Consider the following 26,484-nt stretch of genomic DNA (forward strand, 5'->3'; position numbering starts at 1 on the left):
GTAGGAAACATAATCAATTAGTACTTCTTATATACTCACATCTATATAACAACTCTCAGTAATTGTTATGTAGTAGTCCAGTTTAGAAATCCCTTTAAGTATTTCTAAATACGTTTATTACTTTGCATATTTTGGGGCTTATAACGTTTCTAGCTGAAATTTATCAACCAGTGCTATAAATTCTCTTTCGTCATGAACACATGACATTAAATTTATTTCGAAGATATCTTTGTTTGCTTTAACAAACATCTTTGTCTGTTTATCTTCAAAAAAATAGAACTTTACTCCGTTTCTCTTTGCTTCAAATGTATAATTTGCCATAAAGAGCACCTCGTCCATTTATATCTATTTCCTACTTAAGCGAGTATATAATGCAATGTATGCTATCATTCACCAATATTTCCTAAAGATATCATACACTCTTTTATCATAACATCCTAAATTAGTCATTTCAAGTCAAATTTTGTTTTTCTTACGATACAAGTCTATCTTTCAATGCATAAAACTTTGCAAATTAGAAAAAAATAGAAATATTCTATAATAAAGGTAGGAAAACGTATGCCAAGAAAACAATTTTCAAGAATCCCAAGACATATTGGTATAATCCCTGATGGAAACCGCCGTTGGGCCAAAGCTCATGACCTTGATAAAAAAGCAGGCTATGACTATGGTATTTCACCAGGTTTTCAACTCTATGAAACCATGCTGAAATATGGTGTTGAAGAAGCAACATTTTATGGCTTTACACAAGATAATACTAAACGTCCCAAAGCTCAGACTGAAGCTTTTGTCAAAGCTTGTGTTGATGCTGTAGAAATTCTTGCTCACCGAGATGCTAATCTATTAGTCATAGGAAATACAAATTCTTCAGTTTTTCCTAAAGAACTATTAAAGTATGCCAATAAACGTGTACATTTTGGTCGTGGACTTATTAACCTCAACTTTTTGGTTAATTATGATTGGCATTGGGACTTAAAACAGGCACTCAACAATACCAGCATGTATGATCATATCGCCTCTGCAGATATTAGCAGGATAGATCTTATCATTCGTTGGGGTGGACGACGTCGTCTAAGTGGCTTTTTGCCTATACAATCCGTCTATTCTGACTTTTATGTTATTGATGAGTATTGGCCAGATTTTAAAGAGGAACATTTTGTAGAAGCTCTTAAATGGTATCAAACCACAGACATTACATTAGGGGGATAAGCTCCCCCTAAATCACAGTTCTATTTTTCTTCTACTATAACAGTGGCATTATAAATAATAATCCTTTTACCATTTAAATCAAATTTAACTTTATTCCCATATTCATTATCTTCAATATCAATCTGGCCTTCATAAGTTTTCATGACGTTTCCATCATCATCGTAAACATAAACAACCCGGTTAAGACCTGATATAGAGCTCTTCATGTCTTTCATTTCTCTTTCATAAGATTCAGTACATCCTATTAATAATATTCCGACTAAAAGCATCGTCAATAACAACATCATCATTTTGACTTTATTCATTAACTGCTCCTCCATCTTTGACATATACTTTTTTTGCTATCTACAACTATTATGCAACATAATCAAATCAAAAATTCCCATCTATTAAACTTATGAATAAAACCTCAAAGGTGTTCATTTTTCATCCTTAACTTTCAGTAACTTAATACTATATTGTTACAACTAGGTCCCTTTCACAATCCCATTGATTTGGCATCAAGTGATTGTCTCTTTACTGTATTCTAAAATAACCTGTATATACAACGCTTCTAGAGAAGCTGTGAAATTCTTACATGAAAATACCTTTGAGTAATCAACGGCATTCTCGGATAACATCATCTTAACATCATCTTGCTCATGAACCATTAATAAAAATGATTTAAATTCTTCATAATTGTTGTATTGAAAACCATTATGATAATCTAAAATAACCCCCTCTAAGCAAGAGTCACTTCTACATAGTGATGGTAACCCATTGGCAAGTGCTTCGATATAGGTTAGCCCTTGTGTTTCACTTGTTGAGGCACTCACAAATAAATCTGCAGTTTGATAATAATTCTTTACGTGTGACGGCTCAATCATTCCAGTGAAAACCACTTGATCATTGATCCCAATGGACTTTGCATAACGCTGTAAAGCCTCTTTATTAGGACCATCCCCGACAATTAAGAAAGTTATGTTTTTTACATCAGACTTATTTAAGTAGTCCATAATCTCTTCTACATTTTTTTCTTTTGCAAGTCTTCCTAGAAATAACATAACCGTATTGTTTTGTGGAATACGATACTGATTTTTAATCTTATCTTTTACAGCACCACTCACTTTTTCTTGATAACATTCTATATCTATGCCCGTCGGGATCACTGAAATTGGCTGATTTATTTGATATTTTAATAATATGTTTTTTACTTTATTCGTTGGTGCAACCACATGATACATATTCTTTAGAATTCTTTTTGACAGTTTACCTATTAGCTTTCGATTCACTCTAGGACTCCCCTTAATATAATGAATATAATCTTCATACACTGTATGATAAGTATGAACAATGGGTATCTTGAGTTTTTTAGCTATTTTAATTGATAAAAAGCAAGTATTAAACTCACATTGTGAATGAATGATATTAGGCTTCCACTCTATAATTGCATTGATTTCTTTTTTTGCTGTAGAACATATAATTCTCGCATTAGGATAAATTGTTTTTGCACTCATTGATTTTACATAATAAGTTTTATCTACTATAACATCGCTTTCTTGTTGCAGAGTTAATACTCGAACATCATGTCCCATCTTAGTCAATTGATTTTTTAAATTAATGACTGATGTTACCACTCCATTAATTACTGGTACATACCAGTCTGTAGTAATAAGTATTTTCATTATAATTGACTCCTTGCTTAACTTGATATTTTAATAATAAGATATAACTCTAAACTCCTAATAGAAAAAATCTAAACAAATTATCAACAAATTCAAACATGAACCTGCTCTAACATCCATAATGGATAATGCAGATATTAGTGAATTAAGAGAATGATCGAAAACCCTAATATAAGTAATAAATTACAATAACATAAAATATTTTGCCGAAGATACTCAATAATTAATGTTTTATTTATATTTTATCTATTAGGAGTTTAGAATTGTGGGTTATCATTGAACCATCAAAGTCAAGCAAGGAGGTAAGTTAAACATGAATTATAAAAAAAAATATAGAATTTTTATAAATTCAACTGGTAGAACTGGTACACAGTTTTTTGCAAAAAATATGGATGCAATGATTGATAACTCTGTTTCATTTCATGAACCTGGAACTCCATGGCCATCAAAACCAAAAAAGCTATTAAGACAAATAAAAGATTATGGTTTGTACCATCTGACTTTAGGTCAAAATAAAAATACCCATTCATTTTATAAACTAAGTAGAGACTATGTTACTGGAGATATATCAAGAGATGAAGCAAAAGAAAACATCATTAATATAAGCAATAAAACTATAAAATTTCTTAATAAACAAATTTATATAGAATCTAGTGGACATATATATGGGCTTTTAGACTTGATTGATGAGATATATGATGACACTAGATTTGTTTTCGTTGTGAGAGATCCAAGAACATGGATAAATTCTGCCCTTAAAAAAAAGGAATATAGCCTTTATGGCTTTATAGAACTATTTTTCAAAAAGATAAGTCTACAGCCATCATGTTTCAAAAATGATCCCTATAAACATGAGTGGAATTGCATGTCTAAATTTGAAAAGTACTGTTGGTTCTATAATAAAATGAATGAAATCGCTATTTCTTCTATGGAAGGAAAGTCAAATTTCAAAATATTCAAATATGAAGATATATTCTTATCCGAACAAAAAAGTGAAAATTTTAGGAAACTACTAGATTTTGCTACTGATTTTGAAAATAGTGATATAAAAGTTAAATTAAATCCCGAATTATTAAATAAAAAGGTTGACTCTAGATCGTATAAAAAAAAGAAACTGGATTGGGAAAATTGGAATAAAGAAAAAGCTCTGCTATTACAGAAGCATTGCGGAAAATGGATGGATACCTTTGGATATGGTAAAGAAGATCATTGGAAAGATTTAATCTCACAAAGTAAGATCTATCCAAAAAATAAACTAGAATTAGAGGTATAATATGAATATTGAACGATTAACAGATACTCATACTCAGCAAATAAATGGCGTTACATCTTCTCAAAATATTTTAAGAAAAGATTTATACAAGACAAAAGATATAAACACTAAAATACTAATAAACGACGAAGATTTATTAAATAGAGTCTTTGACAAAACGATTAAAAAATTATATTTAAAGATGTTGGTTAGCTAGTATGATAGATATATCAAACCTTTTGTATATACTAACCTTAATATCAGCTGGTTTAATAGCAGGCATTATTACTGGCTTTGTTTCTGCTTCCGCCTCTGTAATAATAACTCCCATGCTTACTATTCTTCTAGGTTTTGATGTATACTCTGCTCTTGGTATATCCTTAGCTGCAGATGTAGTGGCATCTTTAACGACAACATATGTGTATCATAAACATGAATGTGTTAAGTATAAAAAATCTTTTGTATTGATAATTGTAGCTGTTTTATTCACTATACTAGGTAGTTTCTTTACTAGAAATACAAGCGATACCCTTTTAGGCGGTCTAGCAGGTGTAGGGATATGTATGTTAGCTTTTCAATTTATTAAAGGTAATTTTGAAACAAGATTAAAAAACCTCAGAGAAAATAAAATTTTCATTCATTTTTCGGAAAAGCATAACCTTTTTATAGTTGTGAGTGGTATAGTAATTGGTCTAAATACAGGCATACTGGGCGCTGGTGGTGGTGTTCTTATACTGTTCACACTTCTTTTTGCATATAACATAGGCATTAAGAGTGCTATTGGTACTTCAGCTTTTACTATGTCGATGATTGCACTTTGCGGTTCTATCGCACACTTTTATTATGGTGATTTTGCAATCTTTGAAGTTGTAGTCACATCTATAGGAAGTTATATTGGTGCATATATCGCTTCGCATTATGTTCATATTTCTAGCGAAAAAAGAGTAACCAGGTTAGCTGGAATAATGTTTAGTGTCATTGGTATAACTATGGCTATCACTGGTATAATTTAGGATTAATTATTACCTTCCTATATTACATCATGGTATATACCTTAACAGCAGCAATCTCTTGGATTGTTGCTGTATTGATTTGACATATATCGCTCTTAAAGAAAACTAAAACCAACATATATATCTATGTTGGTTTTAGCCATTTACATTTAGATTTTTTCTTTGATAAATTCCACAATCTCGCTTGCAACTTCATCAACAGTTCTCCATACTGTTTGTACTTTTAAATCAGGATTTGTAGGTTCTTCGTATGGTGCGGATATGCCTGTAAAGTTAGGTATCTCCCCTGCTCTAGCTTTGGCATATAAACCTTTTGTATCACGCTTTTCGCACTCTTTCAAAGGTGTTGCCACATATACTTCAATATAGCTATCGCCTATAATCTCTCTAGCACTCTGTCTATCTTTTTCATAAGGTGAGATAAAGGATGTAATCGTTATAAGCCCGGCGTCATTCATCAGTTTGGTAACCTCTGAGATACGTCTAATGTTCTCTATTCTATCTACTTCCTTAAAACCTAGGTTTTTATTAAGTCCATGCCTTACATTATCTCCATCAAGTAGCATAGTATGTTTACCTAACGCTACAAGCTTTTTCTCTACTGCATTGGCTAGTGTAGACTTCCCTGAACCACTAAGCCCTGTAAACCAAAGTGATAAAGGGTTTTGTGATTTTTGAATAGCTCTAAATTCTCTCGTTACATCATTTTGTTGCCAAATAACATTTGTAGAACGTCTAAGACCATGCTTTATAACTCCACAGGCAGATGTCATATTGCTTACTCTATCTATCAGTATAAAACTTCCTATTGCCTTATTCCTTGCAAAATTGTCAAAAACCATTTCTTCACTTAAAGCTATATCTATTTCTGCAATTTCATTCTTAAACAGCTGATCTGCTGATATATGCTTACCTGAATTGATATCAACTTTATGTTTAATACTCATAACTGTTGCAGGAAGTATCTTAGTTCCACACTTTATTAAGTAGTTCCTGCCTGGAACCATCTCTTTATTATCCATCCAAAATAGACTAGCAGTAAACATATCAGCTACTTCTAGCTTTTTATCTTTTACTATTACACAGCCCCTAGATATATCTATTTCTTTATTAAGACAAATCGTTATAGGCTCACCAGCTATCGCACTTTCCTCTTCTTTTTCAGTTACAAGAATCTTTGTAACATTAGCTTTCTCTCCCATCGGTAGGACAGTTATTTCTTCACCTACTTTTAAACTTCCAGATTCAATCTGTCCTTGAAAACCTCTAAATGTGTGATTAGGTCTACAAACCCTCTGTACAGGCATAATAAACTCTCTATTGACATCATCAGAAATGACGTCTATATTTTCCAAATACTCGTAAAGTGATTGTCCTTTATACCAAGGTGTTTTACTTGATTTATTGGTTATATTATCTCCTAGCGTCGCTGATACTGGTATGACTGTAATGCTACTCAAATCAAAGTTAGCACAAAGTGTTTTAAAATCTCGTTTTATCTCTTCAAATCTATGCTTATCGTAGTGAATCAAATCCATTTTATTTACAGCTAAGACAATGTGTTTAATACCCATAAGTGCGCATATTCTGGTATGTCTTTTAGTCTGTAAAAGTACTCCCTGTGATGCGTCAACAAGTATAACCGCTAAATCTGCAAAAGAGGCTCCAACTGCCATATTCCGCGTATATTGCTCATGTCCTGGACAGTCAGCAACTATAAAACTACGCTTAGCAGTGGTAAAGTATCTATACGCAACATCTATAGTAATACCTTGTTCACGTTCTGCCATAAGACCATCAAGTAGTAGTGAATAGTCTAATTCCCCTTCATTACTTCCTAATCTACTGTCTAATTCAAGCGCTTTCTCTTGATCTGCAAAGATAAGTTTTGCATCGTATAACATATGACCTATTAGAGTGGATTTTCCATCGTCTACAGAGCCACATGTAATAAATTTAAGTAAACTCTTTTGTATACTCACCTTAGAAATACCCCTCTCTCTTACGTCTTTCCATACTTCCTACAGCTTCATTATCTATAACTCTTGTAGTTCTTTCAGAAGAAATAGCACCAAGTGTTTCTTCAATTATTTCATCAAGTGTGTTAGCCTTTGAGTAACAGCCACCTGTTAACGGATAGCAACCAAGTGTTCTAAAACGAATGAAATTTTTAATAATTTTTTCGCTTTCATACACTCTCATTCTATCATCATCAACAAGTATAATATTTCCATCACGCTCTATGTACTCACGTTCTTCTGCGAAATAAAGGGGTACTATTTCAATATTCTCACGTTTTATATATTGCCAAATATCTTTTTCTGTCCAGTTAGAAATAGGGAAAACTCGCATGCTTTCTCCTTTATGAAGTTTTGTGTTATACAGTTTCCACATTTCTGGTCTTTGATTTTTTGGATCCCATGCGTGCTTATTATTACGGAATGAGAACACTCTCTCTTTTGCACGAGACTTCTCTTCATCACGTCTCCCTCCACCAAATGCAGCATCAAAACCATAATGATCAAGCCCTTCTTTAAGAGCCTGTGTTTTCATTATATCTGTATACGCACTTCCATGATCAAATGGGTTAATACCGTCTTTGACACCTTGTTCATTAGTGTGTATAAGCATTTCAATCCCTAACTCTTTTGCACGTCTATCTCTAAACTGTATCATTTCTTTAAACTTCCATGTTGTATCAATATGCATAAATGGAAAGGGAGGTTTTTCAGGATAGAACGCTTTCAAAGCAAGATGTAGCATTACAGAACTATCCTTTCCTACAGAATACAACATAACAGGGTTTTCGCACTCTGCAGCTACTTCTCTGATTATATATATTGCCTCAGCTTCTAGCTGATCTAAGTGTGTTAACTCTTTCATTTTTAATTCTCCTATACATAGATTTCTATTTAAACCCAAATATTTTCCCTTCTATTTACTACATAAAAGCCTTTTTCATTAAGATTACTTTTTCTATTGTAGGTCATTTCGGTATGATCCATATTTCTGAAAATACCACCTGCTTCTATTACTATTGCTTGCATTGCACAAGTATCCCATTCACAGGTATAACCAAATCTGTAGTATACATCAGCTTTCCCTTCTGCTATCATAGTGCCTTTCAAAGAACTTCCCGCAGATATAGTTTCTGATATCATATTTTTGTGACTTTTTATTAGGTTTTCTTCTTGCTCAGATGAGTGTGACTTACTTCCTAACCAAACTAAACCATCTAGCTTATCGGTAACTGAGATCTTAGTGACTTCTCCATTTTCAACTTTAAAAGCACCTTGACCTTTACTTGCGTAAAACAGGGTTTTAGTTACCGGTACATATATGACACCAAGTACAGGTTTACCCATATATGCTAGGGCGATATTAACAGTAAACTGTCCATTCTTTTTAATGAACTCTTTCGTACCATCTAGCGGATCTATTATCCATAACCAGTCATTACTCAATCTGTTTATATCCCCTGCACTTTCTTCTGAAAGTATGGCTATCTCAGGAAACTCATCTTTAAGCGAAGTCACTATAATCTCATTAGATTTTTTATCCGCTATAGTCAATGGACTGTTATCAACTTTTATTTCTATACTGCTATCAAAGTCAGTCGAATAGATTTTCATTATTTGCTCGCCTGCTTTAATTGCTAGGTGTTTTGCTATTTCAAGTTGCTTATTTAGATTCATGATCAGATTGCCCCCTGTATGCTTCATTATTCTTTATAATTTCTTCATAACATCTATCCATTAACCATTATTCAAGCGATAACCTGCCCCCCAAATTGTTTCTATCATTTGTGTTTCTTTAGTATCTTCTAACTTCTCACGTATACGATTAATGTGTACTGTTACTGTAGCATTATCACCAATGTAATCGAACCCCCAAATTTTCTCAAACAATTGCTCTTTTGAGAAGACAATATTAGAATTCATTGCAAGAAATTTAAGTAATTCAAACTCTCGATTTGCAAGTTTAATTTCTTTTTCTCCTTTGTACACTTTCCAGCTTTTTAAAAGTATCTTTATGTCTTGTATTACAATAACTTCATCCATAGGTGTACTACCTAACAAACGTTGGTACCTATGTATATGTGCTTTTACTCTTGCAACAAGCTCAGCAGGGTCAAAAGGCTTAATAATGTAATCATCTGCCCCAAGTCCAAGCCCTCGAATTTTATCAATTGATTCCGTTTTAGCTGTTACCATTAAAATTGGAATATTTAACTGTTCTCTTAATGCTTTACATATCTCATACCCACTTTTTCCAGGCAACATTAAGTCCAGTAAAATAAGATCATAGTCGCCATGTAAAGCCACTTCAACTGCGCTGGATCCATCTTGTACAAGATCAACTTCAAACTGATTAATTTCTAAATAATCTTGCTCAAGCATGGCAATTTCTGGGTCATCTTCAATGATTAATATTTTAGACATCTATATCATCCTCTCTTGATTTTGGTATTGTTATGATTACTTTTAGTCCATTGTGATTTTCAGCCACTATTTCACCTTGATGTCGTTCAATAACTTGTTTAGAAACATACAACCCAAGACCGCTACCGTCATTTTTACTGTTTCTCGATTCATCGCCTCTATAAAATTGATCAAATATTTTTTCTAACTTGACCGATTCTATTCCCAGTCCGTTATCAGCAATTTCTATCCTATAATAATCCATTTCTTCAAATAAGGATACATTGATTTTAATCCTTTCAACTCCGGCATACTTAACACTGTTTTCAACTAAGTTAGAAAACACTCTAAAAAATTGATCCACATCAACCCTACACTTCATTAAACGATCTGGTTTTTCATAGTGAATGGTCGCCGATTCGTTTAAATCATCTCTTTTAGAGTTTACAAACTGAGAAAGCATAACAGCTAAATCAACAACTTCAAAATAAAACGGCATTCGTTTTGTCTCAAGTTTTGAATAGTAAAACAGTTTTTGCAATAAATTATCCATATCACATGCTTTTTTATAACAGATGTTAACATATTGTTCACGTTTTTTTTCCGAATTTGCAACACCATCTTTCATGCCTTTTAAAAATCCTTTAATAGATGTTAGTGGCGTTCGAAGGTCATGGGAAATCCCTGATATCATATCTGTTCTAGCCTGATCATAGGCTGTGTTTTTCTTTGTTTCTTCATCAAGATATGCTTGCATTCCATTAAAAGCCTGGCATAGCTGTTCGAATTCTTCTTCACCCTGATACGTTATTTTCTCTAAAAAGTTATTATTCTCAATCCGTCCAACCCCAAGCATCAATGCTTGAATAGGTTCCATGATTTTTCTAACCAATCGCTCTGTATAGAAACGACTGATTAAATATATTCCTAAAATCCCACTAATTCCGAGCATCAAGTATCTAATAATAAACATCTGTACTCTATCAATACCAAATGACGTTATTTTTTTATTCTTATTAGTATTTATAGCATAAACCTGATAAATCTCACCATTCAGTGTCAAACGTCTTCTTACTATGGTCGCTGGCTCAAAAAAATAAACTGCATTTTCACTATTCCCCTGCATAGCACTAATCCTTTTTATCTTATCATCTTGTTCATCATATAATAAGGCTGAATAAATGAAGCTACCATTCTTTTCAACATATAATTCATAATCATATGTTGTTAATACTTTGCCTATTTGGGACCAGTTTGGCTCGTCAATCCCACGAATCAAACTTTGAACTGTATATACATTTTCATCAAGTTCATTATCATCCTCAATCGCTCGGATTAAGCCCTGACTAAATACTCCAACTGTAATAATTCCTGCAACAAATAATGTAACAAGTGAAGTTAAAACAATGAATGTATTAGATTTTAATACTAATTTTTTTATTGTCATCATTATCCCCTATTCTCATACCACTTCAAAGTAAATAGAAAAAGTAGCCCAATGACTGTATCACTGTAGAGTAATTTTGTTGTTTTATTCATAGATTCACCTCATGTATTGATTGTAGCAAATGAATCTAAAATATTAATTGTGAAAGTATAAATATTTTCTAAACAAAGTTGCGTCTATACAATTCTTCTTGGTATTTTTCTTTTTTAGCATCTTGTATAAATCATATCAATCAAATTGCTTATTGAAAAATTCCCGTATATCTGATATAATTCTTTTTAAATCCAAATAATTGCCAAAGGAAGGTAGTGGAAACAGCAAGTGTAACCGTTACTGGATGGAACTCTGGAGAGACTCAAATGAGCACCGAAGGGGAAAGCCATGATTCATGGTGAAGCTCTCAGGTAAAAGGACAGAGATAACAAGATTTTTATGTGTATAAATAATTTTGTTCTATCTAGAGACTAGCCCTGCTTAGTCTCTTTTTATAGTGTTGGAAAGTACTGGGTTTTGCTTATACAACTAGTCACTTTTCTTGTACATCTCTCCTAATTGAATTTTAAATAACCGAAGAAGGGACGCGTATAAATGAAAGCTATTATAAGTGTAATAGGAACCGATAAAATTGGTATTATCGCAAAAGTAACAACCATATTATCCGAGCAATCCGTTAATATTTTAGATATTAGTCAAACCATCATGCAAGATTATTTTACGATGATCATGGCCGTTGATCTTTCTAATATGACTTGTGGATTTAATGAATTAAAGAAATTATTAGAGAAGACAGGTACTGACATGGATTTATCTATCAAAATCCAGCATCAAGCTATATTTGATGCTATGCACAACATTGAATACGGGAGTGATCAGCATGAATAAATACGGTTCTGTACTAGAAACCATACAAATGATTGAAAAGGAAAAACTGGATATTCGTACAATTACCATGGGTATCTCTCTACAAGATTGCGCCGATGCAAACAGTTTAAAATCTTGTGAAAAAATATATGATAAGATTACTACCTATGCTGAGAGGCTAGTTGAAGAAGGTGAAAGGCTAGAAAATGAATATGGTATTCCAATTATCAATAAGAGAATTGCTGTAACCCCGATATCTTTAGTGGCTCAAGCATCCGAAGCAACTTCCTATGTAGATTATGCAAAAACATTAGACCGTGCTGCTAATGCTGTAGGCGTTAACTTTATAGGCGGTTTTTCAGCTTTGGTTCATAAAGGGTATTCAAAAGGCGATCGCATCTTAATAAATTCCATACCCGAAGCTTTGGCAGAGACAGAAAGAGTATGTTCATCCGTTAATATTGGCAGCACCAAAGCTGGTATCAACATGGATGCAGTTAAAGATATGGGTGAGATCGTTAAGAAAGCTGCATACCTTACTCGCAATCAAGATAGTATTGGTTGTGCTAAGTTAGTGATCTTTGCTAACTCAGTGGAAGATAACCCTTTTATGGCAGGTGCTTATCATGGTATAGGTGAACCAGAAGCAGTTATTAATGTAGGTGTTAGCGGCCCTGGTGTCGTTAAGTCTGCTCTTGAGAAAATAAAAGGACAAAGTTTTGATCAAGTGGCGGAAACCATTAAACGGACTGCTTTTAAAATAACGAGAGCAGGTCAACTGATTGGTCACGAAGCTGCCGATCGTTTAAATGTACCTTTTGGTATTTTAGACTTATCTCTAGCACCCACTCCTGAAGTTGGAGATTCTGTTGCTAGAATTTTAGAAGAAATTGGATTAGAGCGATGTGGATGCCATGGTACAACTGCTGCACTGGCCATGCTCAATGATGCTGTTAAAAAGGGGGGGATAATGGCTTCTTCTCATGTTGGTGGATTAAGTGGTGCTTTTATACCTGTTAGCGAAGATGAAGGTATGATTGAAGCTGTAAAGCAAGGTTCTCTTACCTTTGATAAATTAGAAGCTATGACTTGTGTATGTTCTGTGGGATTAGACATGATTGCAATTCCAGGCGATACACCAGCTTCTACTATATCAGCTATCATTGCTGACGAAGCTGCTATCGGTGTTATTAATCAAAAGACAACAGCTGTTAGAATTATCCCAGTACATGGTAAAGGTCTGGGTGAGGAAGTTGTATTTGGTGGTTTATTAGGTCAAGCTCCTATCATGAAAGTCTCCTCTTTCTCCTCAGAGAAATTCATCAATCGTGGTGGTCGAATACCAGCCCCTGTTCACAGTTTTAAAAATTAGAAACTAAAAAAAGTGACTAGAGTCACTTTTTTTAGACAAATATAAAACCCTGAAGAATAATCTTCAGGGTTAGTAATCATAATAAAAATGATTAAGCAGGAGTTACGTTCTCAGCTTGAGGGCCTTTAGCGCCTTCAACGATTTCGAAAGAAACTTCTTCGCCTTCTTCTAAAGTTTTGTAACCATCTTTGTTGATTTGTGAGAAGTGTACGAATACGTCGTTACCTTCTTCTGTAGTGATGAAACCAAAACCTTTTTCTGCGTTAAACCATTTTACTGTACCTTTTACCATAATTACTTACCTCCAAGATAATATTACCTTTAATCCTTGGAAAGAGAAAATCTTTATTACTTATACTACACTATAATACAACTTCTAATAAGAATCATTATGTGGCTCTAAAGATAATAAACTACTTCACTTCCGAATCAAAGTATGTGATAAGTATACACCTTTTAAAGGCAAATAGCAATAATTTTTTTCAAAATACTTAATTCTTTTCATTTAAATTATATCTTAGCTAATATATTATACTTATCACCTTATTATAATAAGAAATTTATGCTGTTTTTATTTATCCACTATTTTCCTATTTTATATAAAATAGCTATGTCTTTTTATTTCCATTTAGCTATGTTAAAATTAATAATTTTTTCAATGGTCTTGTAATCCATATAATCCAACATAATAATATTATTTCCCCCACCTTTATTACCTGTTTTATCATAATTATCTTCTAACCAATTGAGAACAACTGGATTTGTCTCTTCCGATAACTCATAAAGTGTCATACCATCCAAGATTGCGCCAATGTCAAAAGCTGGTGTACGTACACCTTGAAGAACAAATAATAATTCATCCTCAGCAGTATTGAGATACTCATCTAAAAGGCTACTAAAAGCAGTTATATCTAGGTTATCTGAATTATATGTATTAATTAAACTGCTTTGCCTACTCAAAATCAGTTCATTATCGATATAAGCCCCTGAACCTTCATTTTCAGTAAACAAAATAACGATATGTTTATCACTATTCCACAACTCTTCCAGTGTAGAGCTTTTTAGTTCTGTTAAAGAGATGAGTTGCTCTGAAAACGTTGATGTCAATTGATTCACAAGATACTGATAGCTGGTATCAGTCATTTCATAAAAATGTTGAAAATCAAGGATGACTATCTCTTGGGTGTTTTGGTTTATAAACTGGCTCACTTCATCGACAATAGTATCCATTCCTTCACCATATATGCCATGCATCGTCCGTAAATCAGTTTCATCAATATTGACCTCACCATTTTCATACACCATGTATGGACCTACTCTTAAATCAAAGTACCTTACTCCAACTTCTAATTGTTGCTTTACATCCAAGTCCTGTGTTTGAGAAAAGGGTACAATCATATCTCTTATGGCATAAGCAGCATTGTACTCTGTTGAACCAGGATAAAATGAATCAGGTGCAAGGTCATGGGGATCCCCTTCGTCATCAAAGGTGAAGGTACCTGTATCATGTGTGCCTGGTAATAACACATCTCTCAGTACAGCTTCTCCAAATTCGGGGTACTGTTGGTATAGCGTTTCCATCCAATTACTGTATCCATCTGTTGTACGGACTTTACCAGTATTATAATACAATTCGTATGCCCCATTATTATGCACTTCAACTATTGTTCCATCATCACCAATTGCAATAGATGGGGTATTACCTGTATCATAGTCATTCCGAATACCACCTCTATCTTGCCATTGAATCTGATCATTGATTAAGGTTCCAACATAATAGTATAAATCACCGCTACCATCATCATGAAACTCCAATAATTGATTATTGGCTGTTAAAGCGATAACTGGTCGTTTACCACTGTCATAATAAGTCCCTCCAGATTGAACCCAGTAGATGGCCTCGCCATTATCACTTAGATACCCAATTTTATAATAGAGTTTTAACCCCCCATTATCATGTACTTCAATAATGGTATTGCCCATTACTGCTATTGAGGGGGAATAACCATTATCATAATAAGTCCCTCCTGACTGAACCCAATCGATCCGATCATCCTCTAACATGCCGATCTTATAAAATAATTTACCGCTGCCATTATCGTGGAATTCTAATATTCTACCATTCTCTAAGACTTCTACACAAGGTCGTTTACCAGTATCATAATTCGTTCCACCAGAAGTCACCCATTCGATGGATTGTGCATCACTGCTCAGTTTCCCTATTCTATAAAAGAGTTTCCACTTGAGCCAACTGTAATCACCGTGCACTTCTATGATTGTACCATCATCAGTTACAGCGATAGAAGGTGAATAACCGTTATCATAGTATGTACCTCCATTAGTAGCCCATTCAACAGAACCATCATCAGCTAAACTTCCCAGCCGATAATATAATTTACCTGATCCATTTTCATGGCATTCAATGACTATTCCAGCTTTAGTAATAGCTATCGATGGGTCATCTCCTGAATCATAATGCGTCCCACTCTTCTCCCCCTTACTCCAATCGCAATAAGTCATCGTTCCCTCAGAAACTGCTCCATAAACAAGATCACAATGTAAACTTGTTGTTATTAATAGGACTATTAAAAATAATACTAATCTCTTAGCTTTACTCATCTTCCCTTCTCCCTTCATTCATTTTGATTGAAATTAACTACTCCTCCTTCTATTAAAACTCGTACCAAAATGTCAATATTCTACACCCAAACACTTGTTTTCAGAATATTCCAGTATTTATTTTTGAACACTTGATACTAGTTTTAGTATAGGTTCATCATTTTTTCAAGTAAATGGATAACCATTAGTTGATTAATGGATAATGATACAAATTTATTCATTATCTGAAGAGCTTAGATCATATACAAAGAAGTATCGCACGTGATTTTCATCTGTTTTTGTATCTGATTGATAATCATATAGGATTGTCTTAAGTTTAAATCCGGCTTTTTCAATGCATCTAATAGATCCAAGATTGCTTACTTTTATAGTAGCCTCTAGTCTTTTAAAATCCCTTTGAAGAGCTAAATAATTCAATAAAGCCTGTAACATCTTTGGCATGATGCCCTGTCCCCAGTACTTTCTATTTAAAACATAAGCGATACGTGCTGATTTAGTTCTTTTATCAATTTTATGTAAAGCAATAAAACCGATTAAAGCATCATCAGTTTTACAATAAATCCCCCAATAAAAAGCTTCACCTTCTGTCATTTGCTTATCTATTTTCTCGAACCATTTCCGAGTATCATGGATGTTACTGTGTACTTTATTTGTTATATGCTTTGCATTTTCATCAGATGAAAAAATTGCATATAGATCCTTACAATGATTCTCTTTTATTTGTACCAACACATATGAATCCCTCTCTATTCTTGGTGTCACAAAACATCACTCCATATTCATTCCCTATTCTAAAATCCTTCCAATTACTTTCAAAATATAAATTTTTATTTTTGATGTATATAAAAGTTGAAAATGAACATACTATTATTGATAGCATTTATAGTCTTAACTGACTACAACTTGCTATCACCTGTGTCATACTTGACATAGGCAAGGAGCGGTAACTACAATGTTATCGCTCTTTTTTAGTTTCTGGTAATAATTATTACTGAATCAACTTACTAAATTATATATACTTATAGCATATAATTATTGAGTGGAGGTAATAACATGGTAGAACAAGTATTTAATTATAGTGTTTCTGATGATAAAGCAGTTGAAAAAATAATAATGGATGAAAACATTAATTATATTCATATGGTCTTTAACAAAAACGAGGGACTTCCAGAACATTATTCCAATTCTAATGTCTATATGACAATTGTAAGAGGTATTCTTTCTATACAGCTTAATGATCAGGAAATTCATGAATATACAAAGGGAGATATTTTAAAGATCCCTTATCAAACTAAAATGAATGTTAATAATTTGAATGATAGTACATTAGAATTAATCGTTATTAAAGCTCCTGCACCTGGGAATTTAAAAAAGTCTTAAAACTATTCCAACTTAACCTAAATCTTCTAGGCTGGATTAGCCATAAAATAGAGATTATCGGACATAATAATATTTGTACCTGAGAATTGTTCTAACCCCTTGGTACAGGACCAATATGTGGTTACCCCGAAGGTCCATGGTATTTGATGTTGTAGTTAACAAATCTATAACTCCAGAATACGGTGGTTTAAAATCTTCATGCAACCCCATATTGGTCTTTTTTTATTGAATGAACCTTTTGATACTAATGCCATAAAGGTGAGATGATTTTATTGATTAGAAAGCATTACTATTATGAAACTACAAAAACTGCTAGAAGATATATATCCAGCAGTTTTAGCACTTTAGCATTTATCTCTATACGTTAATCTCTTATAATATTATATTCATAATACAGAGATGCAACACCGTCTTCCTCAAATTCTTCTATACATTTAAAGCCTACTTTTTCTAAAGTCATGATCGATGCTGTATTGAACTTATACGTAAATGCACAGATTTTATTAATATCATATCTCTTGATTATTAATTGATTGAAATCATGTAATACTTTAGCTCCTATTCCCTTCTTCCAAAAAGCCTTATCAAAGATAACAATGCTTAGAAAGCAACTTTTTTCATTTTTTTCATCAATACAATAACACCATACATCTCCAATATAGCAATCATCAACATATATTGTTTCCCCATAACTCTTTGCCTCAGGTTGCAATGATTGATAAAAAAGTTCTATAGCTTCTTCTAAAGTCTGCTTCTGAAAAGGAAATAATCTCTGTAAGTCTTCATCTTGAGATTCCTGCCAAAATCTTTTTACATGATCTAATTCTCTGGCTCTTAAATTAATATTTAATATCTTTTCACTCATAACTTTAATCCTTTCTTAATTAATAATTTGTAATTAAACTAATTTATTTATTCATTGGCTTACCTCCTTTGATTTCTAACTCAATATTTTTTGATCCAAAATTGAACTTATCGTATTTCATCATATGATATTAATAAGTGTAAAAAGAAATAGAAATGATATTAAATATTTGTTTTCTCGTTAATAAAATTATAACTATAGAAAGATTATACGTCAACACTGATGCAGATCCTTCTTCTAAAAGATCAGCAAATTGATGATTGATAATGTTTCATCGATAATGATATTCATTTATATTTCTATGTTGATTTTTACCATGTTTTGGCGTATAATGAAGTTAGGTTACTTCATTATTGTATTGAGACTGTTATAAAATGTAACTTCGATAATAGCTAATTCAGTTTTAATATTATAGTGATCAACCTAAAACATTTGCATTACATAAGTCAGTTGATGTGATAATCATCAGCTGACTTTTTTCTATGTAGACTCCATATAATTAATTAAAACCCAATGATGATGGTCTAATCTACTTATGCATGCTTCTAGTATGCAGCTTAGAAATATCAATAAAAATTTTGTACAAAAAAAGAAGAGATTACACTTATATTTCAAGCATGATCCCTCCTATAAATCAGACTGTTTTTATTTTTGTTGTAGTTATTTTACCGTTTACTTGACTGAGATTTTTAATTTTTAAGGTTGGGTTATGGATGCCACATGCATCCATAATATCCTCAAGTACTTTGAATTCTTTTCTCTTAATTACGACTTCAACCTTATATCTCTTATCGCCATTATGACCTCGGGCTAAGAAATTATTCACTGTATATCCTGTTTCTCTAAGTTTCTCTGCTATCTGGATCATTTTGCTCTTATTGTTAAGAAACACATCTACTTCAACAATACCAAAAGCTAAACGGTCTTCAATTTTACCACCGATGAAAACGCCCATCGCCTTACCTAATGCATAGGCAATGGTAAAATGTATTCCTTTTGAACTCGTCATTTTGGTAATGATTGTTGCAAAAATCATTGCATCTACAAATACTAAAAAGTAAACAGGATTCATAATTTTTTTTGATATCAATATGGTTTTTAATGTTGCTAAAACATTAGTAAAAGCAGTAACTAGAAATACACCTACAACTGCCAATATTATACTTTGTGTCATTAATTTTTCTCCTTTAAAATTATTTTGCTCGTGTATTATTTATCTTAAAATACTATCCCATTCATGGCATCTATAGAAAAACAAAAAAAACTAACATAACAACATATGTTAGTTAATAATCAGTTATTTAAGTACATTTAATAATTAAAACTTATTTCCTTCCATAAAATGTGTAATTACACAACGCATAACAGAATACAACACCGGAAAAATCCGTGACTAATAATTATAAAATCATTTATTTAAATACTAATTATAGGGAATCTAAGTATAGAATAAAACTACTTTTATAAATCCTTCAAATATTTATGAGGATTTCTACTTAAAAGATGGTAGATATCTAAGTCTTTGTATTCCTTAGATATTGGATGTAAAACATCTTAATAATAATTTAGAAAATAATGATAAGATTATTGTAAAAATTATTGAGTTATATACTACTCATATTCATTCAAATAATAAACTAACTTTTTTATTATATCATATGAAGTTAATCTTTGCAACCTTTTTTATAAACAGTTAAGGACAATGTATATAGCCAATATTTAAAACATTTTCGCTACATTTTTATTATTCCAACTGATCAAGATTTATCAGTTTAATAAATCACCCTATAAACTCGATACCCCACATAAAAGAAAACTTCTCTTCCTAAAAAAGTTAATTGACTTTTTAGCGATGTATATTTTGTAGTAGGTGTCGGGGATGAATAAGCATTTAATCCATAATCACTCGCCATTAACATAGCCCTACGCATATGCAATGGATCACTAACTATTACGACATTAGAAATATCATTATCTTCGATTATTTTTATAGCATAGAATATATTTTCTTGTGTTATTTTTGATTGTTCCTCAATGAAGATATCTTCACTAGGTACCAAATGATTAATTGCATAATTCTTAGCTACACTTGCTTCTGAATTTTTATCTCCTTCACCAATACCTCCAGTGAAAATAATCTTATCAACATATCCATTCTTGTATAACCATATGGCGTGCTTAATTCGCTCTTCAAAAACAGGTGAAGGTTGATCCCCCCACGCTGCTGCTCCAAGAACCAAGGCTGCATCTGCTTCTACAATTTCATTCCTATTTCCATACAGGTATATATCTACAGATACATAACCAACATAAACTATGCAAATTGCTACAATTAATAATAGAACTCTTTTTAGATTAATTTTTATCATATCGATTCCTCATTACAATTATTAGTCACTTTATCAATCTATTATCTCATAAAGCTATTTCTTATATTACAGGATTACTATGCAGATTTATATGACTTAATTATTCTATACTATTACAGTAATTCCCTAGTAATATCTTTCTCATCGTTGCCAATATGACTCGCTTTATCTATCATAAGTAGTATATCTCTAGCCTTTTTTTCAGCTTCTATCTCAAGGCTTAAGACTCTTTGAAGAACGTCTGCTTGTTCCTCCCTTAATTGATCTGTCCAGATAGATCTTACCCTTTTTTTATCAATATTATTAACTTTGGGTAGCTTCTCAAATAGTTGATTAATACATAAATACATCTCTTTATATACTTCAGATAACTCAAGTAATGAGCTCCTCACTTGATCATTAAAGAGCCATGAACTTTCTCTTAGATATTCATAAGCACATCTTCGAGCATCCACTAAAGCCATGACGCAGAAATGATTGACATCAAGTCTTCTCATGAAATCCTCATCATTGCTGTTTAATTCAGAAAATAATTGCCTATCTTTAAGAGCTTTACACCAAATCTTATAGGCTTCATACCCTAAAGCATACCCTCGTCTCTTCTCTGTTATACAGTTGCAATCAATCATGACTTTCAATGAATTAACTAAATTCTCTTGGTCTGAAGGTGGTGTAAACTCTTCTTCAAAATGACTTATAATAAAAGGCCAGTTATCAGCAATTAAGTACCTATCTTGTCCAGTAAACTCTTGTTCTATGATCTCCTGATCAAAATAAGTTCTACAAAGAAATGTCTTCCCTTGATTATCATATCCCGTTATGACACCCCATTCTGGTGCAACACGTAAGTTTATTGCTAGGACCGGAATATTGTTATTCAACTCTCTTATAATACAATTTCTTTCCTCTTCTCTATGCTCTTTTGGTACTCTCTCTGCATGGACATGTTTAAATCCAAAAGCTTGATAACCTGGAGTAGCATAATCATATGCGACAAGTGCATCCACTGAACTGTAATCCCAAATAGGATGAAATGCCAATCGATAGCAAACCCCTGAAACTCCCATAACTTTTTCATAAGTTGCATTTCTTCCCAATGCTTTTAATGCAACTGTTAATGCTCCAGCCCAGCTGCAATCCATCTTCTTACCAAAGCCTAACGGTTCTATGCCTTCCATCACCATTCGATCAAGTAAAGAGGATTCTTTCAATAATTTCTTTTTATCAGGTGAGTATACAATGCTTTCATTCTCCTCGCCAACTATTAGTTGTAGACCATTATCATCTGTATAGATTATTGATAGATATTCTTTATCTGAAGTTGCTGGATTACTAGGAAATGTTTCATGATTAATCTTATATTTAGTCCAATTAAAAAACTCATAATGTTTCATTTTGTGCATGACATTTATATTCACTTCGCTATTACCATAATAAGCATCAACGATTTTTATATCTTTTTCAGTTTGATAACCTGTCATCTTAGTATCAATACTCAAAGACACTCCTTGCTTGGAATAGCTATAGTAAATCCCATTGGGTATTTTATACTTTAGAATGAGGAACCAAATTCTATTGCTGTCTTTTACTTTTAATAAACTTTCTTCTCCAACTGTTATGGATAATACACCATGATCAACAAGTTTATTCAGTCTTTCTGTAACATTGAAAGAAGTATAACCATCCGTATAAATAGCCTCTAATATCTGCAGCTCTGAAGGCATTAAAATGGCATCAACAGAACACCCTAATATTTTTGCAAGTTCAGGTAATAGAGACGTCTCAGGTAAAGAATGACCATTTTCCCACTTACTTATTGCTTGAGGACTTACATTAATTTTCTCCGCTATTGATTCCTGTGTTAACCCCTTTTCTTTACGCAAAAGGGCTATCTGGTTTCCAACTTTACATATATCAAACATATAAACACCTCGTATAATAGAATAATCAACGCTGATAGAATAATTATATCAATGGTATACCCATATAACCATATGATAACAGTTAAGTTGATAGCAAAAAAAACAACCTATAGTTAAGTTAATCGAATTACTCTTTTAATTCATAATATAATGCTATCAGAATTGCAATTACTAGAATATAAATAAGCAAGTCAAATCCAGCTGCTACAAAAAAAATGATGATGCTATCCAAATCTTTTGGTTCATTATTCAATTCACACCATCTATCAAATTCACTCTGCTGTTCTAGATAGTACCAAAAGCTATAAACATGCTGTATAAATGCAGAAGCAATAAGGCCACCAATCTTAATGAATTCACTTTTAAATTTCGTTTTTACCTGCATATAAATAATCATTAAACCTGTATAAATCGGTATTACAAAGGCTATGTAATTGAAATAGATAAGATCACCAATGAAACTTAATAGGATTGATATAACTATTGGTAGTAGAATCATCACAATAAGACTAACTATTTTATTTATATTCTTCATACTTTCCTCCACTAACTGTTACACTCTTCATTAAATCAAACCTATATCTTTAGGAAACTTTATAGTTTCACCATTTACAATTATATCACTTATATTACTGTAAAACTATACTATAACAGGATTATGATGAGTATGTAATAAATCTCTGGTATAATTAAGCTTATTAATTAATATTCTTTATTAAATTATTTTTTTGGAGGTCACTATGGTAATCACACCTGATGTACCTAATCTTCCTTATGTCATAAAGGATAACGTTAGATATTTTGAACTCATAGCTGAGCCAGTGAGAAGAGAAATTCTCCCTGGTATCTTCATGAATGTATGGGGATACAATGGCAGCACACCCGGACCTACCATATTTGTATATCCTAATGAAGAAGTCTGTATAAGAGTCTACAATAAGCTTCCAGAGCCAACTAGTGTACATTGGCATGGATTAGATATACCAAATAACATGGATGGAGTTCCCGCGATCGAACCTTCACCTAAGATTGACCCTGGTTGTTACTTCGATTATCAGTTCAAAATAACTAATCCTCCCGGTACACATATGTATCATTCACACTTTTATACTGTCAAACAAGATTTGATGGGCTTAGAAGGAGCTTTTATCATCTTAGATCCCAGAGAAGAAGATATTCAAAAAGACTTTTTTATTATGTTAAGTGCTTATACCCTGGAGATAGATCAATATTCATTAAACCCTGGTGCTTATCATACAAAGTTCTCATCTATGGACGAAAATTTCTACATGATGAATGGAAGGTGCTTCCCCTACACAACACCTTTAAGAATCGATAAAGGTGATAATGTCCGCATACGGTACGGTAATATAGGTCTTAAGAATCATCCGATACACTTCCATGGTCATCAATTTTATGTGTCAGCATCAGACGGTAATACTATTGCTAAAGAAAATCGACTTCTAAAAAACACTCTATTAGTATCTTCAGGTGAAACTTGGGATATTGAATTTAAAGCTAATAACCCAGGTTATTGGCCCCTTCATTGCCATATCCCCCACCATGTTAGTAATAACATGACGCTACCTTTAGGTGGAATGACAACAGCAGTTATCTATAATGGTTTTGATGCAGCTAAGTATTTGAAAAAAATCACATGTCCCGTTTAAAACTTCACTCTTAAATAATTTTATAAGTAAAGAACTGCTGACAAGTCAATGTTAGCAGTTCTTTTGAATATAAATATGCATATTAGTTTATGTATAACGAAGTTCTTATAATCAGTTAAAATGTATAATGTTATGCTTAGTACTTGAAGTCATCCCAATCCACTGGTGTGATTTTCTCATTTTGCCAATCTTCTTTTGTAATACCATAACCAACTGCATCATATACCTCTCCATTACTACATACCCATGCTTTTCTATAGTGGGCTTCTTTAACAAAACCACACTTATGGAAAACACATCGCATTCCATAATTATCTTGTCTTGTATTACCTTCTATCCTAACCTTTTCAGATAGTTTATTAAATACATAATCAATAAGCCACTTAATAGTTATAGTACCAATCCCCTTACCCTTGTATTGACTTGAAATTCTTATATCAAAAACTGGAGTACTATCTTGTAAATCATAAATTCTTAATAGTCCTACTTTTATATCTCCATCTAAAACCACCCAAAAGGTTTTGCAATCATCTCCAGTATAAAATTGATTTTTATAGCTTGCTCTAATCCTTTCTGGTTTTGGGTTCGATGTCCCATGAAACTCCCAAGTATTAGATGTTAGGAATTCAACTAGTGCATCAATCTCATCGACAAACTCTTCAAAGGTTATTTTCATACTCTATTACCTCCTCATTTATATAGTTACGCTCTTCAATAATTACTTCTTTTGGAAAAGCACATCATAAACTCTTGCTTTGTCTATATCCACATCAAATAATGGTAACTCATAATAATTACCTGAAATACCTTTCAAATCACCTTCAATAAGTTCCATAGCCATAAATGCTGGGAAATTTTCTCCCTTACTCGTTGAAATATTAAATTCTTTTGCCTCTTTAAATCCAAAGCGAGGATAATAAGTTGGATGCCCAAAAAATATTACAGCACCGTAACCCAACTCAGTAGCAACTTTCAGTGAATGTCGCATCAAAGCACTACCTACACCTTGTTTCTGAAACTCTGGTAAGACACTTAAAGGACCAAAGTTGATAACTTCATGATGTGATCCGTCTGGTAAAAGTACATATGACTTACTATACATGATATTTCCTACCAAACGACCATTGAACTCAGCGACAAAATCAAGTTCTGGAATAAATTCAGGAGCTGTACGTAATGTATGCGCCAAATAATGTTCATCACATCCAATACCCATCTCTTCAATGCGTTCTTTTTTCCAAAATGCTTCTCGAGTAAGAAGTTCAACTTCTCTCCAATCTTGTTCCGTTTCAAGTCTTATAGTTATATCCATACTATTTACACCTTCTCTTTCTTTATCTTAACTCAAAAATTTTTCATACTTTAAAACAAAATCTTTAGTGCTGTATTCATTTAATTTTTGCTTATATAAAATAATCATAAGTTATACTGTTACTGTGTTCAATGGTATAGAATAATTATAATAATTTTAACTTTTAAAACTAAAAGCTATCTACTTGTTTGATTATTAATCCTTTTTTTCTAATTGTTGAAGGAGAATAACCTTTGTACTCTTTAAATACTTGATCAAAATAATTTACATTGCAAAATCCGATGTCAAAAGATATTTCAGTTATAGATTTATGACTATCTTGTATAATTTCTTCAGCCTTATTGATACGATATAGATTGAGATATTGTATAAAAGTTCGCCCTGTCACCTTTTTAAATAGTTTGCAAAAATAATTAGGCGTTACACCAACAATGTCAGCTGCTACCTCAATGGTTATTTTATCATAATAATTACGCTCTATATAATCAAAGAGTTCTCTAAGTCTTGCCATATTTACTTTACTCAAAGATGATGATTTTCCCTTTTTCAATGCAGGCGGATAATTTCTACTGAGCTCAACAAAAAATAGTGTAAGTAAACTGCTTGCTTTTATCAGATAATTTTTGTCTTGTTCTACAAACTCCTTTTGAATCGAAACAAGTAAATCATAGAAATAAGTACTTGACTGGTCAATATTTTTTATGACAGTAGGGGTTGAATAGTCATCATTTATGTATGGATCTATGACTTCTCTCAAGTCATTATGAGCACTATCTAATAGCAAAGAAGAGTTAAAAACAAGTGCTATTAACTTGACCTTCGTATTATTAATACTATGAGCAAAATGTACCTCATTTGGTCTTATCATAATAATATCACAAGCATTAGCATCAATCACTTGATCACCAACATGAATCTCTGCTTGTCCCTCCAATAAACATATAAGCTCTAAGTGTTCGTGCCAATGAAACGGGAATACCATTGTTTTTGATTGAAGATTAAATACGTTTATCGGATATTCTTTACAACTAAGTAGTGTTCTTTCTTTAAAAGCTATACTCTTATCTTCCATAAAAACCTCCAATGTTAAAATCCCATAACTTTTGCA

General features: G+C 32.5%; 27 protein-coding genes and 1 riboswitch. Of the genes, 8 read left to right on the top strand and 19 right to left on the bottom strand.

The features are described from left to right. Positions 1-138: 138 nt before the first annotated feature. On the bottom strand, positions 139-321 hold the full coding sequence (locus tag C1Y58_RS01980) for a hypothetical protein (RefSeq protein ID WP_105614312.1): 183 nt from the start codon (positions 319-321) through the stop codon (positions 139-141). 237 nt (positions 322-558) lie between these two features. Between C1Y58_RS01980 and C1Y58_RS01985 the strand changes: the two genes are divergently transcribed. Next, positions 559-1,209 (top strand): undecaprenyl diphosphate synthase family protein, encoded by a 651-nt coding sequence (locus tag C1Y58_RS01985; protein ID WP_105614313.1) that lies wholly within the window; start codon positions 559-561, stop codon positions 1,207-1,209. Between the two features lie 20 nt (positions 1,210-1,229). Here the strand turns inward: C1Y58_RS01985 and C1Y58_RS01990 are convergent, their stop codons facing one another. Together C1Y58_RS01990 and C1Y58_RS01995 are read right to left on the bottom strand one after the other, a co-directional pair. Then, positions 1,230-1,514 carry a DUF5052 family protein gene (locus C1Y58_RS01990; protein WP_207655692.1) on the bottom strand — a complete coding sequence of 95 codons (285 nt, stop codon included), beginning with the start codon at positions 1,512-1,514 and terminating at the stop codon, positions 1,230-1,232. Between the two features lie 195 nt (positions 1,515-1,709). Beyond that, on the bottom strand, positions 1,710-2,873 hold the full coding sequence (locus C1Y58_RS01995; RefSeq protein WP_105614314.1) for a glycosyltransferase: 1,164 nt from the start codon (positions 2,871-2,873) through the stop codon (positions 1,710-1,712). A 313-nt stretch (positions 2,874-3,186) separates the two neighbouring features. On the opposite strand from C1Y58_RS01995, the gene C1Y58_RS02000 reads away from it, so the two are divergent. The 3 genes from C1Y58_RS02000 to C1Y58_RS02010 are packed head-to-tail and all read left to right on the top strand — an operon-like array spanning position 3,187 to position 5,138. Then, on the top strand, positions 3,187-4,146 hold the full coding sequence (locus tag C1Y58_RS02000; protein ID WP_105614315.1) for a sulfotransferase: 960 nt from the start codon (positions 3,187-3,189) through the stop codon (positions 4,144-4,146). A gap of 1 nt (position 4,147) precedes the next feature. Further along, entirely contained in the window at positions 4,148-4,342 is a 195-nt protein-coding gene (locus C1Y58_RS02005; protein ID WP_105614316.1) for a hypothetical protein, read from the top strand. A gap of 1 nt (position 4,343) precedes the next feature. Further along, positions 4,344-5,138 (top strand): sulfite exporter TauE/SafE family protein, encoded by a 795-nt coding sequence (locus C1Y58_RS02010; RefSeq protein WP_105614317.1) that lies wholly within the window; start codon positions 4,344-4,346, stop codon positions 5,136-5,138. 149 nt (positions 5,139-5,287) lie between these two features. Here the strand turns inward: C1Y58_RS02010 and cysC are convergent, their stop codons facing one another. Genes cysC through C1Y58_RS02035 form a run of 5 tightly spaced genes read right to left on the bottom strand, consistent with a single transcriptional unit; the run spans position 5,288 to position 11,006 of the window. Then, a complete protein-coding gene (gene cysC, locus C1Y58_RS02015) occupies positions 5,288-7,120 on the bottom strand; it encodes an adenylyl-sulfate kinase (protein WP_242985311.1) in 1,833 nt (610 codons plus the stop codon). A 1-nt stretch (position 7,121) separates the two neighbouring features. Beyond that, entirely contained in the window at positions 7,122-8,021 is a 900-nt protein-coding gene (cysD, locus tag C1Y58_RS02020; RefSeq protein WP_105614318.1) for a sulfate adenylyltransferase subunit CysD, read from the bottom strand. A gap of 29 nt (positions 8,022-8,050) precedes the next feature. After that, entirely contained in the window at positions 8,051-8,833 is a 783-nt protein-coding gene (locus tag C1Y58_RS02025; protein WP_105614319.1) for a 3'(2'),5'-bisphosphate nucleotidase CysQ family protein, read from the bottom strand. 60 nt (positions 8,834-8,893) lie between these two features. Further along, positions 8,894-9,580, bottom strand: a complete 687-nt coding sequence (locus tag C1Y58_RS02030; protein ID WP_105614320.1) for a response regulator transcription factor — start codon at positions 9,578-9,580, stop codon at positions 8,894-8,896. Next, entirely contained in the window at positions 9,573-11,006 is a 1,434-nt protein-coding gene (locus tag C1Y58_RS02035) for a sensor histidine kinase (protein WP_170311488.1), read from the bottom strand. Before C1Y58_RS02035 ends, C1Y58_RS02030 begins: the two co-directional genes overlap by 8 nt. A 335-nt stretch (positions 11,007-11,341) precedes the next feature. Then, a riboswitch (glycine riboswitch) is annotated at positions 11,342-11,432 on the top strand. Between the two features lie 162 nt (positions 11,433-11,594). Here C1Y58_RS02035 and C1Y58_RS02040 point away from each other — a divergent pair. Both C1Y58_RS02040 and C1Y58_RS02045 read left to right on the top strand, forming a co-directional pair. Then, the gene (locus C1Y58_RS02040; protein ID WP_105614322.1) at positions 11,595-11,888 is read left to right on the top strand and encodes an ACT domain-containing protein; all 294 of its coding nucleotides are present in this window, start codon (positions 11,595-11,597) and stop codon (positions 11,886-11,888) included. Continuing rightward, positions 11,881-13,239 carry a PFL family protein gene (locus C1Y58_RS02045; protein WP_105614323.1) on the top strand — a complete coding sequence of 453 codons (1,359 nt, stop codon included), beginning with the start codon at positions 11,881-11,883 and terminating at the stop codon, positions 13,237-13,239. Before C1Y58_RS02040 ends, C1Y58_RS02045 begins: the two co-directional genes overlap by 8 nt. Before the next feature lie 91 nt (positions 13,240-13,330). Here C1Y58_RS02045 and C1Y58_RS02050 read toward each other — a convergent pair whose 3' ends face one another. From C1Y58_RS02050 to C1Y58_RS02060, 3 genes are all read right to left on the bottom strand, one after another. Then, complete coding sequence (locus tag C1Y58_RS02050; RefSeq protein ID WP_105614324.1) at positions 13,331-13,531, bottom strand: cold-shock protein; 201 nt, start codon at positions 13,529-13,531, stop codon at positions 13,331-13,333. 326 nt (positions 13,532-13,857) lie between these two features. Continuing rightward, complete coding sequence (locus C1Y58_RS02055) at positions 13,858-15,858, bottom strand: phosphatidylinositol-specific phospholipase C domain-containing protein (protein ID WP_157949901.1); 2,001 nt, start codon at positions 15,856-15,858, stop codon at positions 13,858-13,860. Positions 15,859-16,071: 213 nt separating this feature from the next. Then, a complete protein-coding gene (locus C1Y58_RS02060; RefSeq protein WP_157949902.1) occupies positions 16,072-16,590 on the bottom strand; it encodes a GNAT family N-acetyltransferase in 519 nt (172 codons plus the stop codon). A 321-nt stretch (positions 16,591-16,911) separates the two neighbouring features. Between C1Y58_RS02060 and C1Y58_RS02065 the strand changes: the two genes are divergently transcribed. Next, a complete protein-coding gene (locus C1Y58_RS02065; protein ID WP_105614327.1) occupies positions 16,912-17,238 on the top strand; it encodes a cupin domain-containing protein in 327 nt (108 codons plus the stop codon). Between the two features lie 364 nt (positions 17,239-17,602). Here C1Y58_RS02065 and C1Y58_RS02070 read toward each other — a convergent pair whose 3' ends face one another. The 5 genes from C1Y58_RS02070 to C1Y58_RS02090 form a co-directional block, all read right to left on the bottom strand. Continuing rightward, positions 17,603-18,103 (bottom strand): GNAT family N-acetyltransferase, encoded by a 501-nt coding sequence (locus C1Y58_RS02070; RefSeq protein ID WP_105614328.1) that lies wholly within the window; start codon positions 18,101-18,103, stop codon positions 17,603-17,605. A 634-nt stretch (positions 18,104-18,737) separates the two neighbouring features. Further along, the gene (locus C1Y58_RS02075; protein ID WP_105614329.1) at positions 18,738-19,277 is read right to left on the bottom strand and encodes a DUF5698 domain-containing protein; all 540 of its coding nucleotides are present in this window, start codon (positions 19,275-19,277) and stop codon (positions 18,738-18,740) included. Positions 19,278-19,875: 598 nt separating this feature from the next. Beyond that, the gene (locus tag C1Y58_RS02080; protein WP_105614330.1) at positions 19,876-20,472 is read right to left on the bottom strand and encodes a YdcF family protein; all 597 of its coding nucleotides are present in this window, start codon (positions 20,470-20,472) and stop codon (positions 19,876-19,878) included. 113 nt (positions 20,473-20,585) lie between these two features. Next, positions 20,586-22,394: a helix-turn-helix transcriptional regulator gene (locus C1Y58_RS02085; protein WP_105614331.1), complete on the bottom strand. Its 1,809-nt coding sequence runs from the start codon at positions 22,392-22,394 to the stop codon at positions 20,586-20,588. Between the two features lie 127 nt (positions 22,395-22,521). Then, a complete protein-coding gene (locus tag C1Y58_RS02090; protein WP_105614332.1) occupies positions 22,522-22,929 on the bottom strand; it encodes a hypothetical protein in 408 nt (135 codons plus the stop codon). 205 nt (positions 22,930-23,134) lie between these two features. Here C1Y58_RS02090 and C1Y58_RS02095 point away from each other — a divergent pair, with 205 nt between their 5' ends. After that, positions 23,135-24,064: a multicopper oxidase family protein gene (locus tag C1Y58_RS02095; RefSeq protein WP_105614333.1), complete on the top strand. Its 930-nt coding sequence runs from the start codon at positions 23,135-23,137 to the stop codon at positions 24,062-24,064. Between the two features lie 136 nt (positions 24,065-24,200). On the opposite strand, the gene C1Y58_RS02100 is transcribed toward C1Y58_RS02095, so the two are convergent. From C1Y58_RS02100 to C1Y58_RS02110, 3 genes are all read right to left on the bottom strand, one after another. After that, complete coding sequence (locus C1Y58_RS02100) at positions 24,201-24,740, bottom strand: GNAT family N-acetyltransferase (RefSeq protein ID WP_105614334.1); 540 nt, start codon at positions 24,738-24,740, stop codon at positions 24,201-24,203. 42 nt (positions 24,741-24,782) lie between these two features. Further along, the gene (locus C1Y58_RS02105) at positions 24,783-25,376 is read right to left on the bottom strand and encodes a GNAT family N-acetyltransferase (RefSeq protein ID WP_105614335.1); all 594 of its coding nucleotides are present in this window, start codon (positions 25,374-25,376) and stop codon (positions 24,783-24,785) included. A gap of 169 nt (positions 25,377-25,545) precedes the next feature. Beyond that, positions 25,546-26,448, bottom strand: coding sequence for an AraC family transcriptional regulator (locus C1Y58_RS02110; RefSeq protein ID WP_105614336.1), 903 nt, complete (start codon positions 26,446-26,448; stop codon positions 25,546-25,548). Between the last annotated feature and the right edge of the window lie 36 nt (positions 26,449-26,484).

The sequence above is a fragment of the Vallitalea okinawensis genome, from assembly GCF_002964605.1.
GTDB lineage: Bacteria > Bacillota > Clostridia > Lachnospirales > PQDH01 > Vallitalea_A > Vallitalea_A okinawensis.

What these genes read in the sequence shown, in the direction of transcription:
- C1Y58_RS02110 (WP_105614336.1), bottom strand. Translation starts at nt 26,448, where the DNA reads ATGGAAGATAAGAGTATAGCTTTTAAAGAAAGAACACTACTTAGTTGT.
- C1Y58_RS02085 (WP_105614331.1), bottom strand. Translation starts at nt 22,394, where the DNA reads ATGTTTGATATATGTAAAGTTGGAAACCAGATAGCCCTTTTGCGTAAA.
- C1Y58_RS02005 (WP_105614316.1), top strand. Translation starts at nt 4,148, where the DNA reads ATGAATATTGAACGATTAACAGATACTCATACTCAGCAAATAAATGGC.
- C1Y58_RS02070 (WP_105614328.1), bottom strand. Translation starts at nt 18,103, where the DNA reads ATGAGTGAAAAGATATTAAATATTAATTTAAGAGCCAGAGAATTAGAT.
- C1Y58_RS02040 (WP_105614322.1), top strand. Translation starts at nt 11,595, where the DNA reads ATGAAAGCTATTATAAGTGTAATAGGAACCGATAAAATTGGTATTATC.
- C1Y58_RS02105 (WP_105614335.1), bottom strand. Translation starts at nt 25,376, where the DNA reads ATGGATATAACTATAAGACTTGAAACGGAACAAGATTGGAGAGAAGTT.
- C1Y58_RS02010 (WP_105614317.1), top strand. Translation starts at nt 4,344, where the DNA reads ATGATAGATATATCAAACCTTTTGTATATACTAACCTTAATATCAGCT.
- C1Y58_RS02025 (WP_105614319.1), bottom strand. Translation starts at nt 8,833, where the DNA reads ATGAATCTAAATAAGCAACTTGAAATAGCAAAACACCTAGCAATTAAA.
- C1Y58_RS02100 (WP_105614334.1), bottom strand. Translation starts at nt 24,740, where the DNA reads ATGAAAATAACCTTTGAAGAGTTTGTCGATGAGATTGATGCACTAGTT.
- C1Y58_RS02000 (WP_105614315.1), top strand. Translation starts at nt 3,187, where the DNA reads ATGAATTATAAAAAAAAATATAGAATTTTTATAAATTCAACTGGTAGA.
- C1Y58_RS02065 (WP_105614327.1), top strand. Translation starts at nt 16,912, where the DNA reads ATGGTAGAACAAGTATTTAATTATAGTGTTTCTGATGATAAAGCAGTT.
- C1Y58_RS02050 (WP_105614324.1), bottom strand. Translation starts at nt 13,531, where the DNA reads ATGGTAAAAGGTACAGTAAAATGGTTTAACGCAGAAAAAGGTTTTGGT.
- C1Y58_RS02095 (WP_105614333.1), top strand. Translation starts at nt 23,135, where the DNA reads ATGGTAATCACACCTGATGTACCTAATCTTCCTTATGTCATAAAGGAT.
- C1Y58_RS02045 (WP_105614323.1), top strand. Translation starts at nt 11,881, where the DNA reads ATGAATAAATACGGTTCTGTACTAGAAACCATACAAATGATTGAAAAG.
- cysD (WP_105614318.1), bottom strand. Translation starts at nt 8,021, where the DNA reads ATGAAAGAGTTAACACACTTAGATCAGCTAGAAGCTGAGGCAATATAT.
- C1Y58_RS02030 (WP_105614320.1), bottom strand. Translation starts at nt 9,580, where the DNA reads ATGTCTAAAATATTAATCATTGAAGATGACCCAGAAATTGCCATGCTT.
- C1Y58_RS01995 (WP_105614314.1), bottom strand. Translation starts at nt 2,873, where the DNA reads ATGAAAATACTTATTACTACAGACTGGTATGTACCAGTAATTAATGGA.
- C1Y58_RS02055 (WP_157949901.1), bottom strand. Translation starts at nt 15,858, where the DNA reads ATGAGTAAAGCTAAGAGATTAGTATTATTTTTAATAGTCCTATTAATA.
- C1Y58_RS02090 (WP_105614332.1), bottom strand. Translation starts at nt 22,929, where the DNA reads ATGAAGAATATAAATAAAATAGTTAGTCTTATTGTGATGATTCTACTA.
- C1Y58_RS02080 (WP_105614330.1), bottom strand. Translation starts at nt 20,472, where the DNA reads ATGATAAAAATTAATCTAAAAAGAGTTCTATTATTAATTGTAGCAATT.
- C1Y58_RS01990 (WP_207655692.1), bottom strand. Translation starts at nt 1,514, where the DNA reads ATGAATAAAGTCAAAATGATGATGTTGTTATTGACGATGCTTTTAGTC.
- C1Y58_RS01980 (WP_105614312.1), bottom strand. Translation starts at nt 321, where the DNA reads ATGGCAAATTATACATTTGAAGCAAAGAGAAACGGAGTAAAGTTCTAT.
- C1Y58_RS02035 (WP_170311488.1), bottom strand. Translation starts at nt 11,006, where the DNA reads ATGACAATAAAAAAATTAGTATTAAAATCTAATACATTCATTGTTTTA.
- C1Y58_RS01985 (WP_105614313.1), top strand. Translation starts at nt 559, where the DNA reads ATGCCAAGAAAACAATTTTCAAGAATCCCAAGACATATTGGTATAATC.
- C1Y58_RS02075 (WP_105614329.1), bottom strand. Translation starts at nt 19,277, where the DNA reads ATGACACAAAGTATAATATTGGCAGTTGTAGGTGTATTTCTAGTTACT.